The sequence below is a fragment of the Trichococcus sp. TS_SC_9 genome (genome assembly GCF_056156325.1).
Window position 1 is genome coordinate 99,416 of record NZ_CM149591.1, and the last position, 16,771, is coordinate 116,186.

Below are 16,771 nucleotides of genomic sequence, written 5' to 3' on the forward strand. Positions count from 1 at the left end.
GTTAGTAAGACTGTTCTTCACTTACTAGTTCCATTTCTTCTTTAGCTATTTTAGATTTAGGCTTGATAACTTCAAAGTAAAACCAGAACAGTGCAATAACAACAATCATAATAGGCATCGTTATGAGTAATGGACCAATAAAGGCAAAGAATATTAAGAAACTATGCGATAAGCTAGTTGCTGAAAATGATGAGATGAATAGAGCTCCACCTGCAACTGCTACTTCAATACCTATCGAAGATGCAAGCTCAGTTAGAATAGGTGCAGTAATTGAACCTGCATATAAAATAGCTGTAGTAGTTGCTAGTCCAATAATAATGTTTTTGAAGAAGTTCCCACGTGTGAGTGCAACAACAAAGGCAATTCTAAATGGGATGATTGCTAGATCAGCAAAAGGCAGCATTCTATTCCCGGGTAATATAAAGGCAAGTCCAATAGTTAAAGGAATCAAAATCAAGGCAGTAGTGATTACATCTTGGTTTCCTACTACAATCGCTGCATCTAAACCGATAAATAGTTTTCTGTTTTTGAATTTCCTTTGAGACCAGCTTTGTGCTGCTTCTGAAATAGGCATTAATCCTTCAACAAACAAAGAAGTCATTTTAGGAATAATAACCAATACAGCAGACATACTTACCCCTAATTGCAAAGAAGCCGTAATAGTGTATCCACCTAACAAGCCAATAGCTGAACCTAATATCAAACCTAATATCATTTGATCTCCAAAAAAGCCAAGGTATTTCTGAACATCTTTAAGCGTCAGATTAATTTTGTTAATGCCAGGAATTCTATCCAGCAACCAATTTAAAGGCCAAGCAAGCAGTAATGTAGAGGTTGCCGATACCGTTGGCAGGGAAACTCCAGGAATACCAAAGAATTTTTCAATTAATGGTTGAGACCAATCGGCTATCTTAAAGGTTGTAATGGCCATGACAACTGAAGCTCCGATACCAAGCCAAATATTTTTTGTGACATAGTGCACCATAATACCCACAATGGCCATATGGTGATAATTCCAAATATCAACATCTAAAGTGTTAGTCGTTTTGGTTAATAACATGATAATATTTACTGCAAATATTGCGAAAACAATAAATACAATAATTGGAGAAGACCAAGTTATCGCTGCAATTGATCCCCAGCCAACATCAAGAACATCTAAATTAATCCCGATGTTTTCAACCATCGCTCGAGCTGCAGGTCCTAAGTTTGAGGACATGTAATCCAGCAATAACCTGATTCCAGCAAAACCAATACCTAAGGTTAAACCAGATTTAAATGCTTTTCCTAATTTCAAGCCAAATACTAAACCAATAACGGTTATGATAATGGGCAACATCACTGTTGGCCCAGCTCCAATAAGCCATTCGAATCCTGTCATAATTGCATCCCACATAATTTCTCCTCCTAAATCTGTTTTTTATTTTAGGTAGCTCAAAATCTCTTTAAGAGTGTCTTCTTTACCAATGCCAGTTAACAAAGATAAAGCACCCACGACAGGAGCATTAACTTGTCCGCCAAATTGGCCTGTTGTAACAACTAAATCATAATCGTCCCCTTTTCCAGGAACCTCCATTAATTTACATTGTTCCGTTTTGATGATTACTCCTGCATTTTCGGCATATTCTCTGATTTTTGAAGCAACCACCGTCGATGTCGCAATTCCGTTTCCACAAGCAACTAATACTCTTTTCATATCTGATCTCCTACTTTCTTATAATATATATTCCAGTACATTCATGATTTCATCTTTAGACTTCGAATTAGCGATTCTTTCTGTTAAACTCTCATCCTGGATAATCGAGACAATCTTTTGCAACATTTCAATTTGTCCATGTGGCTCACTGATGGCCAACATAATGACTATTTTAATGTCTAGTGGCTGTTCCACGTTTTCCATTGATTGGAACGTGACCGTTTCATCCAAAACGCCAATCGCGATGGTCGTTTTGTTTACCAAATCAAAGTCAGCATGCGGAATCGCAATCTTATGGCCCAAGGATGGTAAGCCGGTCGGATAAATTTTTTCCCTTTCCAGCACTGCTTCACGATAACCTTCTTTGACGTACCCCAACTTATATAGTTGATCTGACAACAATCCCAGCACTTCTTCATTCTTGTCGCATTTCAAATCCAAAAATACTAGTTCATCATTGATTTTCAAGTCCAGACTCATATGCTCCCCACCTTAACTACTCAGCTTTTCATGAAAAGCTGCTAATGATTTTTTTAAATTATTTACATTACACGCTTGAATATCTTCTTTTTCGAAGATACCCGAACCAATACCCACAAACTGGGCACCATTCTCCAGAAATGTATTAGCGTTATCTTGATTAACGCCACCAACAGCCATGAACGGTGTGACTCCTAAAGGGCCCATCAGCGCGTTGAAATGGCTGATATCCACGGATGTGGCCGGAAATATTTTGATTATATCCGCCCCGGCTTCCTTCAACGAATGCACTTCTGAAGGCGTCATCGCTGCAGGCACTGTCAACACCCCTTTGTTCTTACAGAATGAAATAACTTCTTCGCTCAATACAACTGGTGACAGGATGAAGGCAGCACCTGCATCGACTGCTTTTCGGGCATCCTCCAGATTCAACACTGTCCCTGCTCCAATCAGAAAGCGGTCGCCGTATTCCTCTGCTGTTTTTCGGATTGTTTCAAAAACATCAGGAGAATTTAATGTGATTTCCAACGCATATTGTTCTTCCTGTCCTTCAAGAGCTTCCATCACCGTTCTCACTTGGTTATAGTCATAGCCGCGCAAAATGATGGTTACTTTCGGAAATTTAGTCAATTCCATTCTTTCTGCCTCCCTTGTTTTTTTACATCATACCTTTTTTTTAGATGCCTCTTTGATGATTTCCCTTATAACAGTAGTCTCTTCTGCAGCCAACATACTACTGATTGCGACCTCATCTTCTGCCAACTTGTTTAATTGTATGATTGCTTTCAGATGAACGGATTGATTCAGGATTGCCAACGGCGCAATGATTCGGATCTGCTTCTGATTGCGAAATTGTACCGGCTTTTTCAAGATTAACAATGCAAACCCATCGGAGAGAACACCCTTCTCGACCGAGGAATGCGGAATAGCCATGCAGTCCCCCAAAAAGCTGTAGGATTCTTCCGTATCATTTTCTGCAATCAAAGTATCTATATATTTTTCGGTGATGATACCCCTTTTCAGCAATGGCGAACAAGCCAATGCTAACGCTTCTTTCCAATCTTCAGCACCATCAATTATTTGGATTGCGTCTTGCGGAAAATAGCTATTTAGATCAGGCAAAGCATTTTGGTCAGGTACGGCTTTGGTTTCCGATTTGTTCGACAAGACCACTTGATGCAAGGCCTGTTCTAGACTTTCCTCATCCGTCACCTCGGTATACCGCTTGACGACCTCCATGATGCGCTGCACAGCTTCCTCATCGTACAATCCGATTTTCTGATAGACTTGCCTCTTCAATCCGTTTTTTTCGTTGTCCGACATCAACGGATCAACCAAAAAGGATAGTTTTTCTGTCGCAAGCGGAACGGATGTGAAAGCAATATCGTATCTGCTGCTATAGTTGCTGAATTCCCTCGAGGACAATGTCTCCGTGAATACGAAGTCCGGAAAAAGATCCTTCAACGTATGCTTCAGCAATCGCGAGATGGTCAACCCGTTCGCGCAGACGACAACAGCAATAGTCTTATTCTTCAAGGAAATCCCCTGGTTTACTAGTTCTGTGCCGAACAAGAAAGTCAGCAAGGCTAGTTCGTTCTGCGGAAATCTCACTTGCAGTGATTCTTCAATCGGATAGATGATTTCCTGAATGATATTGAACAAGATCAGCAAATTATCGTCCCCACGTATGAACGCCGCGTAAGAGTCGACTTCCAAGTTCAAATGGTGTCTACTGCGGTAATACGCTGGACGGAGATGCATAAACAGCCTTTCCGTCAAGATTCTCTGATCGCTAACTTTGATGAACACTTTATCTTCGAAAAGGGAAATGACTTGCTCGACGGCTTCCTTCAGTTGTGTTTCTTCAAATCCGTGTATCTCGGATTGTTGGATATTCGCCATCAAAAACTGCAAGATGATCCAGTTCCGTTCCAGATCAGGTAGACTCAGATGCTCCTCCAGAATCTGCTGTGCTGTCCTGTATTCCCGCGTAGCCTGAATATCCGTATGGCGTGCAATTGATTTCTTTGACAGATGATGATTATTTTGTGCACGCGAGAGATTGAACGCGATTACATAAGATAGCACGTCCAGACTCTGATCGGTGTACTTGATGTGGAGTAACTGCTCCATTTCCCGAACAAGCCCAAATGTTTCTTCCCGGCGCTCGCCAAGCAACTCATCCATAAAATCCGACCCGTGATACATTTCCAGAATGTCCATGACCAACTTTCGGATCAGTTTACGTGCCGCAATCTCCTCGCCTGAAATGCAGTAGCCCCTCATTCGTGAGTAAGTAATGGTAAGTTTGAAAGGTTCGATGTATTTCAACGCTAGCTTTACGTCGCTCAATGCCGTATTCTTGCTCACCTTCAACAAATCCATCAGATGCGCCAAGGAAACTTCTTCGCTCGTATCGATCATATACAAAACGATCATCAAACTGCGCTCCTGCTCAGTGGGAATATAATCAGTTTCGTTCTCCCAACAGGTCCCTTGCATTTGCTCCGCTAAATAATTCTGTACTTTCTGGTTCAAGAGAAACGTTCCTGCATTGTTCCGTTGAATAACCGGCAACCCGTTCGCTTCCAGCCAACCGTTTGCTTTTTCGATTGAATACGTTATCTGCCTCCTTGACAAACTCAATTTTTCTTCCAAATCTTTACTTTTCAAGTGAGGATATTTCAAAAGGATTTTGATGATTTCCAAACTGCGTTTATCCAAAAACATGTTGCCCCCTCCTGACATTTCTCATTATATGATTGAATCCGTTAAAATTGTACACGTTTTCATACCAACTTTTGTCCTGCTCGCTTGTAATTTTTGTTCAGCGGTGGTCTTGTTAGTGACTCATAGGCGGGTATGATGGTCTTTCCTGTCACCCTACTTTCATGCTGAAATGTTCCTAGTGTAGCTGTACAATCATTCATTATACAGGTCTTTTAGTTGTTGTGGATGAGTTGGTATGAAAAGCTGGATGATGGATTTAGCGTGAATTGTAGTATTATCCGATTCTCAGATTCCCGGGTACATGACTTCGTCGGTTATTCCTGTATCATTCGATTCCAGTTTTCCGGTGAACATTTACTCATCGGGAACTTTAGCCTCCTCGCAAGCCATCAATATACATAAAAAAGAAAAGCGCGCAGTCTTCCTCATCGGATGATTGCGCGCGTCTGTTCAGTTATTGAGAGCACCTTATTCCTTCCGGTACTTATCCTCGATGATCCGGTAATTGTCGTGATTGATTTTTCCCCATTCAGTCTTCTTGTAGTGGAGGGATTTCAAAATACTATTTGTCCTATCCGGATCATATTCCCTGAACCGCTGCGATTGAGCCCATTGCTTCATTTCTTCATGCTCGGGATGCGTTTCATCACGATAGATAGTTAAGAATTCATAGAACCCATTGATGCCGCCGGCATCTTCTGGCGGTGCTGCTTCGGCACCGTCCAGCAAGGTCGGGTAACCGAAATAATAATCGTTCACGATGTTTTCGAGTGTGATTGTGAATTGCCACTCACTCCCAAAGTCATAGAGGTAATGAATCTCCTTATGCGTCTCGAGATACTTGTCGATTTTCAATCCGGTCGGTTTGCGGATTTCGATCTTCAAGCGTTCTTGATGTAATTGTTCAAATTTAAGATGGGCTGGAGACGCTTTTTTCAGTCGCTTTGCATAAAGCCCTTTGTTTTTCTTGTAGTGCTGATGCTCCAGATACGCTTCCTCATCGTTCGTGACAGCCAAATTTTCTTCGGGAAAATCAAAACGGAACAGATGATAGGCGTCTGACGGATAGCCACTTTGGAAATTCGTCACTGCTTGGATCACGTCATGCAGACGGTTGAACGTCGCATCCGCGGGCATGATGATCCTCCGCCAAATCAAAGGTTCGGAATCCTGGAGTTCGATTTTTAGGATGTATGCCTTCATAGTATTATCCTTTCCGTTTCAAATCCACGCAGCGTCAATTCTTCCAGCTCATCGCATTGATATGTGCTTGTTTCGTCTGAGCGTCCGCCAGTGTGTATCTGCTGAGATCATTGTATATTTGGTTGATTTCCCAGATGCTGAGTACTTCCGGCAAGTATGTCATATCATCCTCGACCTCTCTAAAGAGCACGTTCCGATTCATGACCTTCACTTCCGGGGAATGGACAGACATTTTCTTCAATTCGCAGCGTTCGCTGAAGATGATGTAGGAGCGGAACATGTTGTTGCCCAGTCTCAGGTACTTCTGTAATACGCTGATATGCTTCTTGTTTTGCCAAATAGGGTTATAAAATCGATACTTTTTCCCACCTTTGAGTGATTGAGTCCAGAATTTACTGTTCTCGTCCCCAAAAATCCAACCGCTGTAATTCTTCGATTCGAACACATAGATGCCGGTTGCCGTGATCATGATCAGATCGATTTCGGTGGTGGTGCCGTCTTCCTTGGGTAGATAGACATTCGTCAATAATTTGTGTTCGTCGCCGAAACGTTCCAAATAGGAAAAGGTCAAATACTCGCCGTTGCGTCCGCGATCGGTCACCGTTTCAAAAAAACTGTGCCCGCTTGCATCTTTGTAGCCTGAGGATGTGAAACGTTTTTGTTGGGGTCGGAAAATGACTATTGCGGCCAGGAAAAAAAATAGTATTACGCCCATATTGATCAACTCCTTTATTGAGAAATGAACTACTTTTGAGTATAATACGCTTCCGTAGCCTATATCCACTCATAAGAATTGCAGTTACTCAAAAATAGTCATCGACATCATATATCCCTGGCTCAAAATGGGTGTGAATCAGTTTTTTTGTCATGGCGTTAAAGGTATAATGATCGTCGAGCACTACGATTTTATCGTATTTTTGCATCAGGTTCAGGAAAGATTCATCATCCATCATGACATTCTCCACTGCATCAACATTCGGAGAATACAAATAATATTTGCCGACATAGCTGATCAGGTAGTTTTTGACAGCTTCCTTGTCGGCACTGATCACCAAATAATGTTCTGAACTCAACGTCATCTGGTTCTCGGCGATTTCCGAAAATGTATAAGGCACTGAATTTTTGTACATAGTGTTATTGTACTTCATGCCGTTGTTTTCGGACAGAAGCATGATTACAGCGAAGAAAAACAGTCCCATGCTGCTGAGTTGATAGATTTTTTTGGTGGTCAAGTTTTTAAAGCTGCGATGGTTTCTGCTTTGGATGCCTTGTTCGAACAAAGAGTAATCAATTTCCCGGGAAAGCACCATCATGGCAATCCCAAGCGAAAAGATGATGATGCTGGAGGCATAGCGTTCAAACCCTGCCAGAACGAGTGCCTCCTCCGTGGGCATGGAAAAGAGGAACATGAAATAGATTCCGATATAGTAAGCCACGATGATCAGATCCACGAAAACGGTGCAGCGCAGGATGCTGTTGTTGCGCTTAACAAAATAGCGAATGACAATATAGGAACCGATCATCACAAAATTGAAAAGAAGAATTCCTTGAGACGGAATACTTGTTAGGTCCGTCAGTGCAACCATAAATTTTTCTGTTATTTCTGCAGTAATGGAAGAATCTTTTTCGAGATAAATCTGTTGGTAACCGCTCAGGCTCACCGCATGCTTGGAATTGGAAAACTGTTTCCCTACGTGAATGGTCCACATGATATAAGGACCCAGAGCAGCACCAAAAACTGCCAGTAAGTTAATCGGAAGATGCCAAACTCGTCCGAACCTTTGTCTAGCACCAACCACTGTGTAAAGATAGTAGATGAACAGGATCCCGACAAAGAAAATGGCACTGTTTTTTATCAGGCCCAAAACCGAAGCAATCAGAATAAAATAGACGGACAGCGCTTTGATATTTTTGCGCATGCTATAGATACCGGCAATCCCCGCCAAAGTCAGCATTGGGAGAAGAAAGTCCACCAACAGATTGTTCATTCTGATCGAAATGTTGAAGTAGTTAAATATAGCCAGCAGGCTGAAATTCATTGCCACGACCAAGCTACGGGATTCATCCCTTATAGGGGCAAATAAGGCAATAACACAACTGTATATCAACAAGAATTGCCCAATCAGCATAGTGCCGTCACTGAAACCGACCATTTTTGTCGCATAATACACAAAAAGAGAGCTGCCTAAAGGGTAAGAGCCAAAACTGATGATTGTGTCTGCTGAAGTAGGCAATCTGGATTCCGTATACAGAAATTTTACGATTGTCGCCCAGTGCGAGAAGTTGTCGTAATGCGCCAACTTCGTATTGAGAAGCGTGTATGCGAACAGCAGAAAATAAAACAAAAGACCGATAGTGATTAAGGTGATTCTAGGTCTGAAGGGCTGATTCTGTCTGAAATTCCGATACAACGCATAACCCGCAAGCAACCAGCCAATGATGGCTAGAGCGATGGCAGTCGCCTCAAGCACGCCTGCAAACGCGCCAAAATATAAAATAAGAATATTCAAACAGCAAGCAGCGACCCATCCAATCCTCGGATCGAATCCAAGAAATTGCTGAAGAACCCATTTGAATCCATAAATGGAGAAGATGAACAGAAACAGACGTGCAATAACCAGAATCATGAAATCCCCCCCACTCTATTACGCCATTTGTGCAGCAACGTTTCAAATGCAGAATCATTCATTAATGTTGCCAAGTTATCGACTTCAAATGTATACTCATCCTCATCATTTTGAGCGATATAGCTTAAGTCGAATGGAACGCCATCGATGCTCACATGAAGCTCTTTATTTTCGGATAGGTCCTGCTGGGAAGCGATGTAGAAATGATGATAATTGAATCTCTTGAGTAGCAATGTTACACCTGATACATCGACCTCTTCATTGATTCGAATAAGTGGAAATTTACTTGGCTCATCGCCTTTATCAGTTTGGTCGCCTTCCAACCTTCTGTTGAAGTTGTCAATGAAGCGATCGAATGAGTTTACCCAAGGATCACGGAATTGGGGCAGACTTTGATTAAAGCCATCATAGATGATCAATAAATATTGAAGAAATTCTTCATTAGGGATTTCCTCATGTTCCACACCATAAACCCAGCCGCTGCTTTCTTGGAAAATGCGGACTACTTTGCCAGAAAGGTGCGTCCTGTATTTATTTTTTTCAATCGTATAGTGCAGCACGGCATCCTCAGGAAAATAAAGCGGATCCTCAGAAAGGAAGGACAAGCCATTCTCTGAATGATTTTTTGTCACCAACTGATATTCCTTGCTGTTATACTTCACAAGAATAGGATTTTCTGCCAGAAAGCGTTCAGATTTTCTGTAAATGGGTCTCCCCAAAAAAAACAGCACCGAAAAAGTAAGATTAAACAAATGCGTTAACAACCAAAAAGTAATGACACTACCATAAAATATCTCTGATCCGTATTTACCGTAATTAAATGTAACAATCCCTATAATGGTCAATAGCAATAGGATAACGTGCGGGATAACATACAGAACATCTTTTTTTGATTGAACCGCTGCTTTATTTGTCACTTTGAATCGGCTCTCTTTTATTCCGATTGCCTGCAAAAAAACAGGCAGGACCATATAGGGGGCAAAAATTGTCTCCTGAACTTCCCCCCATCGCTGTGTTCGGATATCGCTGGATAGATCCTGCATCGAAAGATGGATTAAGTAGTAACTTGGCAACCAAAAAATCAATAATGTCCAGAAATTATTATCCACAACTTTGATGCCGAAAACCGTAAAAAGGATTGGCGCAATGATATAGAGAAGTCTCCGGATAAAAGACCACCAATATAAATAACTATTCAGAAAAATCATTTTCTGTCTGAAGGTTAAGTCCTTATTGGTCAAAATGTGCAGGTTATGCACACTTTGAACGACCCCCCTCCCCCATCGGATACGCTGTCTGATGGCACTGGGTATATCGTTCGGAGTCAACCCGCTTGCCAATGGTTCAGTCGTCGAAATGTTCCGGTACCCTTTTGTATTGATTCTTGCTCCCAGTTCAAAATCTTCCGTGATGGTATTTAAAGGAAAACCGCCGGCATCATCGATTGCTTTACGCAAAATCAAGGTATTGGATCCCGTGTATATCGCGGCGTCCTGAGCATTATTGAGCACATTGATTTCTCTTGAAAAAAAGTCCTGTTCATTTGGAAGGGATGTTTCAGAAAAGAGATTGAATTGAAACAGGTCCGCATTATAAAAGCTTTGCGGTGTCTGAATCAATCCCAAAGGCTTTTTCTTATCAGTATTGCCGATCCAATCATCCACAAAATAAGGAACTGTCTCCATCAAAAAATTGGAGTAAGGAATCATATCCGCATCAAATGTCGCAATTAGCGGGGAACTGGTTTGCTTTAAAGCATTATTTAAATTACCTGCCTTGGCATGTTTATTGTCCTGCAAACCAATGTAGCCAACTGAAAAACGGTTCGCTAAGTCCCTGACTTCTGTTCGGTTGGAATCGTCCGACAAATAAATATGCACTTTGGCTTTATCCGGATACTCTATATTCACAGCCGCGTTCACCGTTTTCAACAGCAGTGTCACCTCTTCATTGTGGGTAGCGATAAAGATATCCACATCCGGGAAAAGTTCAGGATCCGCGGCAGGTTTGGTTATTTCTTTCGAGCTATTTTTGCTCCAAATAAGGACCACTGCTGTAAAATTTGATATGATTTCACTGATCCATAATAAAATCCCAAAGACGAGTGCGAAAATAGATTCGTCCCAAGGGAGTGTATAGAGGCCTCTCCAAACAAGGTAAATCACAGTCAGGATCAATGCCGTTATATATAAGATTTTCTTTTTTCGCTGCATGTAAGTCACCTCCTAAAGACGTATTTCTTCTGGATATAATAACTGGAAAAAAATAATAAGCAATCAACCATTATTTTGACTGGGACCGTATCCACATCCGGGAAAAGTAAATGTCCGAAGTATACCAGATAAGCGGACAACATGATTTGAACGGATACCAGCCCAAAATATTTCAAGAAGCTACTACTGGAATCATTGGAGAAAACCACTTTTCTGTTCACAAAGTAGTTGAACACCGACGAAATGGCTCGTGCGCTGAATGAAGATAATGCGATGGTATGCAGACTTGCATCATCCAGCAAGCCCATCAAAATTGCATAGACGCATACATCCACAAGGAATGAGGCTGCAGATGACAAAAAATATTTGATGAAGACAGTATAAATGGCAATGGAATCAGCTATAACCCGAAAGTGTGATGATGCATTATCTTCAATGTAAATTGTGGAAATTGCTTGCGAATGGATTTCCCAATTACTTCGTTTCGTCTCAAGCAGCATATTGGTCTCATATTCAAATCCATCACCCGGAACTTCGAGCAGCTTGGACATGAAGTGCGTGGGAATTACCCGAAGGCCTGTTTGCGTATCCTTGATATCGATGCCAGTGGTCATCCGCAATATGTTTCGTGTCAGAACATTACCGAATTTGCTCCGCAGTGGCATCTTCTGTTCAAAGTCCCTGACGCCCAAAACCAATGCATTCCCATGCGTTTCAGCCGCTTGGACACATTTGATCATATCATCTAGCGTGTGTTGTCCATCCGAATCTATTGTCACCATATATTGTGCACTTTTCAGATTGGACAGTATATACCGGATTGCTGTTTTGATTGCAGCTCCTTTTCCTTTATTCTCCGCATGACGGATAACAATGCAGTCGTTCTTTTCGTGAGCCTCTTGAAATATAGCATCATATGCAGTACCACTTCCGTCATCAATGATCACTATCGGCCAAATTTGATTCTGTTGGCGGATAGAATCAACCAGATCCAACAGTTTGGCATCCGGTTCGAGTGAAGGTATAACAATCACAACATTTTCCATAGCAATTCCTTTCAATAATAGACTTGACCTTAATAGGTGTAGGAAACATTTACTTCATTTCTACCTTTTTTTCTTTATATAAAGCTAAATCGGCCCGATTCAGCGTTTTCTTCACTATTTTTATTTGCCCGATTGCGCGCTGCCAGCTGATCAGCGCTAGCAAGCATAATCATCCATTCGTAGACTGATCACTGTGTAGTCCGCTCATTTTTGGCCCAGTAGAAACCAGTTACTATGTATTTTTTAAAACCTAATATCCATTGTAAAACCAGCATTATCCGGTCTATTATAGCCTAGTTGCTTCGTTAGATATATCACTATAAACTGTTGAAAACTTTTACATTTCGAAAAATACAATATTGTATTTTGATCAAAGTTGAAAAAGCACTATCTTACATCAATATATTAACCCTATTTTTCGCCCTTCAGATATGCGAAACTTCGGTCTCAAGCTGTGTTCACATACACAGATTACCGTTAGGTACGAAATTTTACTTAGCAAAAAAAAAACAGTGTGGTTTCCCTAAGGAATTAATGGATAGCCTCTCCAACACCAAACTAGTCGAAGGAGCGGTGCCCTCCAGCAATAAGAATAAGCTCCCCGGCGAAATGCGCCGGGGAGCTCTTTCAATATTAAAACGCAACAGACTTATCGATAAACCGTCGGCTGATGAGTGTGGAAAGTACCAGCACCACGCTAGTCAGCGCGAGGACCCGGCCTGTTATTTGCAGTGAATTGAAGGACTCCACGCTAGCTATGAGGTTGGAATTCAATACCCCTTCCAGCACACCCGTCTTTTGGATCAGTATTCCAGCCAGCGCGAACACGCCCATGATTGCGAATAGCAACATGCGGGCTTTTTCGGTTCCATATCTCAGATATAATGGTGTGATGATGGCACCGTAGAGGCAGCCGAGAAAGAAACCGGTAAGTGCGGTATAAAACAACTCTTCTAAACTCGCCTGCAACTCAGGATCAAATTGCATCATCAGGAAAATCAAGACGATTGACAGCCCCACTGCAACCAGCGAAGATGCCAAAATCAGCAACTGCTTTTGAATGACGTAATCCTTTTTCCGCGTCGGTAAGGTGAATAAATACTGGAAACCGTGATTTTCCTGATCATAGAAGATTGTGGATGCCGCGGTGGTGACGAAAAAGAAAGTCATGAAGATGAAAATGACCGGAACAGATTTGATTGTGTAGGCGTTAAAAGCGGCAATTATCATAAATATAAGGAACGTTTTCAGCTGTTTCTGCAACAGCAGCAAGTCTTTTACCCAGAGGCCTCTCATAGTTTGTCACCATCCATTATCATCAGCATTATTTGGTCGATCGTCGGTTTTTCAACAATCACTTTGGGGTAGTTCTCCATGTAGAACAGGCGTTGATCAGTCAGCAAGTCGTAGCCGTAGTTGGTACGCTTCCGATACAGCAGGAAGTTGCGGTCGAGTTGCCCCATTGCTTCTTCATCAACCTTCAGGACACCGTAAGCATCGAGTAGGCGGTCGGTCTCCTCGTGCAGGAGGACTTTGCCGGCTTTCAGGTAGTAGATGTCGTCGCAGAGTTTTTCCAGATCGCTGGAAATGTGCGAGCTGATCAGGATGCTGCATTGTGGATGGTCGACGAGGTAGTCCTGCAGTATGTCCAAAATTTCATAGCGCGCGCTGACATCGAGTCCGCTGGTGGGTTCGTCCAGAATCAGCAGCTGCGCCTCATGGGACAGCGCGGTCAGCGTCTTCAGCTTTGCTTTCATGCCGGTCGAGAATTCCTTCAGCCTCTGATCTTGGGGCAGATGGAAATCAGCACATTTGCGCAGGAAATAGCTTTCGTCGAATTTTCGGTAAAAGTTTTTCAACAACCGGTTGAGGTCCTTAATGGTATAGATATCATTGAAAAAGGATTCCGCCAACACGGTGCCGATGCTTTCGCGGTCCGCCAGCGACAACTCGGCGATGTCCTGCCCGTTGATTTTGGCGCTGCCCGATGCGATCGGAACCAAGCCCAACAGCGCTTTGAAAAGGGTCGTTTTGCCCGCACCATTTTCCCCGACAATCCCGGTGATCGTGCCCTCGCTCACTTCCATCGAGCAATCCAGCTCGAAACTCGGATACCTCACGACGGCGTTTTCCATTTCAATCATGCTTATTCCTCCTCCAGAATCATCGCTACCAGTTCCGCCAACTCCGCTTTAGAGATGCCGGCCTGCCGCGCTTTTTTGATTACTTGCTCCAACTCTTCCTGCGTGCTGTACAGTATATTTTCCCGTTTCGCGTGCTTGTTCACCGACAGCACAAAGCTGCCTTTGCCGTGGATCGTCGTAATGAAACCCTCTTGCTCCAACAAGTCATAGGCCTTTTTGACGGTAAGCGCGCTGGCCTTGATCTCCTTCGCCAGCACCCGCACCGAAGGCAAAGGCTCGTTCTCCTTCAAACGCTCTTCCAAAATCAACGACTTGATCTGATTCACCAGTTGCTCGTAGATCGGTACCATCGAATTGTGTTGAATTATGATTTTCATCCCGAAACGACTCCCCCTCCCTTTCGATAAACAGTATATAACAGTAGTTAACAGATGTAAAGTAGGAAACGAAAAAAGCCCGCCTCGATTTGAGACGGACTTGCTATCTTGGATAGGGGATGTCGTAATGCCGTGCCAGCTCCGGTGAGGGGTCTTCCGTCGGAGGAGAACATCGCAAAAGATCATCACCTCCGACCACAAGGGGATTCGCCGGAATTCGGCTTCCCACAAATCATCCTCCTCCGGCCAGCATTCGCTCCCCGGAGTTGAGCTAGCCGGCGCAGCGCTGTCTTCCGACGAGCGTTAGCTCAGTCGGAGCAGGCACTAAAAAACCAAGCACACCTCCGACCAGCGAAACGTTGGTTGGGGATGTGCTTGGTTTTACAAATTATTGCTAGCCAGGTATTGAATCTAACGTTAGACATTTTCATTTGCGAAGGCAATCACTTCGTCCCGAAGCTCGTCATGGCTCAAACCTTTAAGCGAATCGACAAATTTCAAGACCTCTTGTCGGTCATACGTTGTGGCGTTCCCGACGAAGATTTTATCGAAGACTTGATTATCAGATAGCTGCCCATCGACCAGCAGTTCTTCGTAAAGCTTTTCACCAGGTCGGATACCGGATTCCACAATCGGGATTTCAGCTTCCGTATAACCCGACAACTTGATCATTTTACGTGCCAAGTCAGCGATTTTGACAGGTTCACCCATATCCAGGATGAAGATTTCTCCACCATTGGCCAGCACGCCGGCCTGCAGAACCAGTCGGCTTGCTTCCGGTATCGTCATGAAGTAGCGGATCATGCGCAAATCGGTGACAGTGACCGGTCCACCGTTTTCGATTTGTTCCTTAAAGACAGGGATTACGCTGCCGCGGCTACCCAATACATTCCCGAATCGCACAGCGGCGAATTTTGTTTTCCCCGGTTCGTTCAATGAAGTGACCAGTATCTCTGCAATACGCTTCGTCGAACCCATGACGTTTGTCGGACGGACCGCTTTATCGGTAGAGATCATTACGAAGCTCTTCACACTAGCCGCTTTGGCAGCTTCGGCCATGTTCTTTGAGCCGTGAACATTATTTTTGATTGCTTCATGCGGATTGTATTCCATCAGCGGAACATGTTTGTGCGCGGCCGCATGAAATACATGGTCGGGCTTGTATTTTTCCATCACTTGGAAAATACGATCGCGGTCTTGGATATCTGCGATGACAGGTATGATAGTAATTGTACGTCCATATAGGTTATTTAATTCTTTATCGATCAGATAGATTGAGTTTTCTCCATGACCCAATAAAATTAACGTTTGCGGACTGAATTTTGCGATTTGACGACAGATTTCGGATCCAATTGAACCACCAGCACCGCTCACCAAAACCACTTCATTTTCCAAGTGCTCGGCAATTTTCGTACGATCCAGTTGCACTTCTTCACGTCCCAACAAATCGACAACATCGATAGTCCGAAGGCGGCTAACGGTTAGCTTCCCCTCGAGGACGTCTTCAATACGAGGCATCTGATTGACTTTTACATTTGCCTGATTACAGTAATCCAAAATGGCTTCCAGCTCAGGTGGCTTCAATGATGGGATGGCAATCGTCACTTGATCGATGGCAAATTCCTTCACCAATGCCGGGATGTCTTCTTTCGTACCGACTACCGGGATGTCGAATAAGCGGGAATTCGCCTTATTCCTGTCCCCATCCACGATGCCGACGATTTCGATTTCACTGGGCTGCCGCAGGATGCTGTTGATAAAGATGCTGCCTCCAGCACCGGCACCGACAACCAAAGTCCGGACAGCCTTATCCATTGGCAACTTGTTTTTTTTAAGCTTCTTATCATTCCATTCATGATAGAATCTCCAAAGCACACGCGAACCGGGTATGAAGACCAGGCTGAACATGTACATCAGGAAAATATAACGGAAGCTGACACCTTTAATGAAGAATAACGTAATGAATGCCGAAATGGTATAGGAAATCGTCATTAAAATCGTGGATTTACCGACTTCATAGATGCTCGTATAGCGGACAATCCTTGAAAATAAGTGACTCTGCAGTCCAAGCATAAGGTAACTTCCGATGCAGACACTTACCATGACGAAAAAGAACGTATTCGGCGGTGCAATATAAGACTGGACCAACCAGTAGGCCAATAATGCAGATACGAAAATAAAAAATGAATCCAGTAAAATTAAAACACTCGATTTTTGTTTGCGTGATAACTTAAGCGGCATATCTCAGTACTCCT

General features: G+C 43.1%; 14 protein-coding genes. All 14 read right to left on the reverse strand.

Translation table 11 applies throughout. From position 1 onward, the window contains the following. Position 1: 1 nt before the first annotated feature. Complete coding sequence (locus tag AC0J5I_RS00405) at positions 2-1,396, reverse strand: PTS galactitol transporter subunit IIC (protein WP_475301915.1); 1,395 nt, start codon at positions 1,394-1,396, stop codon at positions 2-4. A 24-nt stretch (positions 1,397-1,420) separates the two neighbouring features. Further along, on the reverse strand, positions 1,421-1,696 hold the full coding sequence (locus AC0J5I_RS00410; RefSeq protein WP_119092896.1) for a PTS sugar transporter subunit IIB: 276 nt from the start codon (positions 1,694-1,696) through the stop codon (positions 1,421-1,423). An 18-nt stretch (positions 1,697-1,714) separates the two neighbouring features. Beyond that, the gene (locus AC0J5I_RS00415; RefSeq protein WP_119092920.1) at positions 1,715-2,170 is read right to left on the reverse strand and encodes a PTS sugar transporter subunit IIA; all 456 of its coding nucleotides are present in this window, start codon (positions 2,168-2,170) and stop codon (positions 1,715-1,717) included. 18 nt (positions 2,171-2,188) lie between these two features. Beyond that, positions 2,189-2,812: a bifunctional 4-hydroxy-2-oxoglutarate aldolase/2-dehydro-3-deoxy-phosphogluconate aldolase gene (locus tag AC0J5I_RS00420; RefSeq protein WP_475301922.1), complete on the reverse strand. Its 624-nt coding sequence runs from the start codon at positions 2,810-2,812 to the stop codon at positions 2,189-2,191. A 27-nt stretch (positions 2,813-2,839) separates the two neighbouring features. Then, a complete protein-coding gene (locus tag AC0J5I_RS00425; RefSeq protein ID WP_475301926.1) occupies positions 2,840-4,906 on the reverse strand; it encodes a BglG family transcription antiterminator in 2,067 nt (688 codons plus the stop codon). A gap of 468 nt (positions 4,907-5,374) precedes the next feature. Next, complete coding sequence (locus AC0J5I_RS00430; protein ID WP_475301931.1) at positions 5,375-6,109, reverse strand: plasmid pRiA4b ORF-3 family protein; 735 nt, start codon at positions 6,107-6,109, stop codon at positions 5,375-5,377. 34 nt (positions 6,110-6,143) lie between these two features. Next, positions 6,144-6,824: a nuclease-related domain-containing protein gene (locus AC0J5I_RS00435; protein ID WP_475301935.1), complete on the reverse strand. Its 681-nt coding sequence runs from the start codon at positions 6,822-6,824 to the stop codon at positions 6,144-6,146. An 88-nt stretch (positions 6,825-6,912) separates the two neighbouring features. Further along, positions 6,913-8,736, reverse strand: a complete 1,824-nt coding sequence (locus AC0J5I_RS00440; protein WP_475301939.1) for a lantibiotic ABC transporter permease — start codon at positions 8,734-8,736, stop codon at positions 6,913-6,915. Further along, positions 8,733-10,949 (reverse strand): glycosyltransferase, encoded by a 2,217-nt coding sequence (locus AC0J5I_RS00445; protein ID WP_475301945.1) that lies wholly within the window; start codon positions 10,947-10,949, stop codon positions 8,733-8,735. Before AC0J5I_RS00445 ends, AC0J5I_RS00440 begins: the two co-directional genes overlap by 4 nt. Before the next feature lie 5 nt (positions 10,950-10,954). Next, entirely contained in the window at positions 10,955-11,995 is a 1,041-nt protein-coding gene (locus AC0J5I_RS00450) for a glycosyltransferase (RefSeq protein ID WP_475301949.1), read from the reverse strand. A 633-nt stretch (positions 11,996-12,628) separates the two neighbouring features. After that, positions 12,629-13,291: an ABC-2 transporter permease gene (locus AC0J5I_RS00455; RefSeq protein ID WP_475301953.1), complete on the reverse strand. Its 663-nt coding sequence runs from the start codon at positions 13,289-13,291 to the stop codon at positions 12,629-12,631. Continuing rightward, positions 13,288-14,139 (reverse strand): ATP-binding cassette domain-containing protein, encoded by an 852-nt coding sequence (locus tag AC0J5I_RS00460; RefSeq protein ID WP_475301956.1) that lies wholly within the window; start codon positions 14,137-14,139, stop codon positions 13,288-13,290. The genes AC0J5I_RS00455 and AC0J5I_RS00460 overlap by 4 nt, the downstream gene beginning before the upstream one ends. A gap of 2 nt (positions 14,140-14,141) precedes the next feature. Continuing rightward, positions 14,142-14,516 carry a GntR family transcriptional regulator gene (locus AC0J5I_RS00465; protein WP_475301960.1) on the reverse strand — a complete coding sequence of 125 codons (375 nt, stop codon included), beginning with the start codon at positions 14,514-14,516 and terminating at the stop codon, positions 14,142-14,144. 417 nt (positions 14,517-14,933) lie between these two features. Then, a complete protein-coding gene (locus AC0J5I_RS00470; RefSeq protein WP_475301965.1) occupies positions 14,934-16,757 on the reverse strand; it encodes a polysaccharide biosynthesis protein in 1,824 nt (607 codons plus the stop codon). Positions 16,758-16,771: the final 14 nt, after the last annotated feature.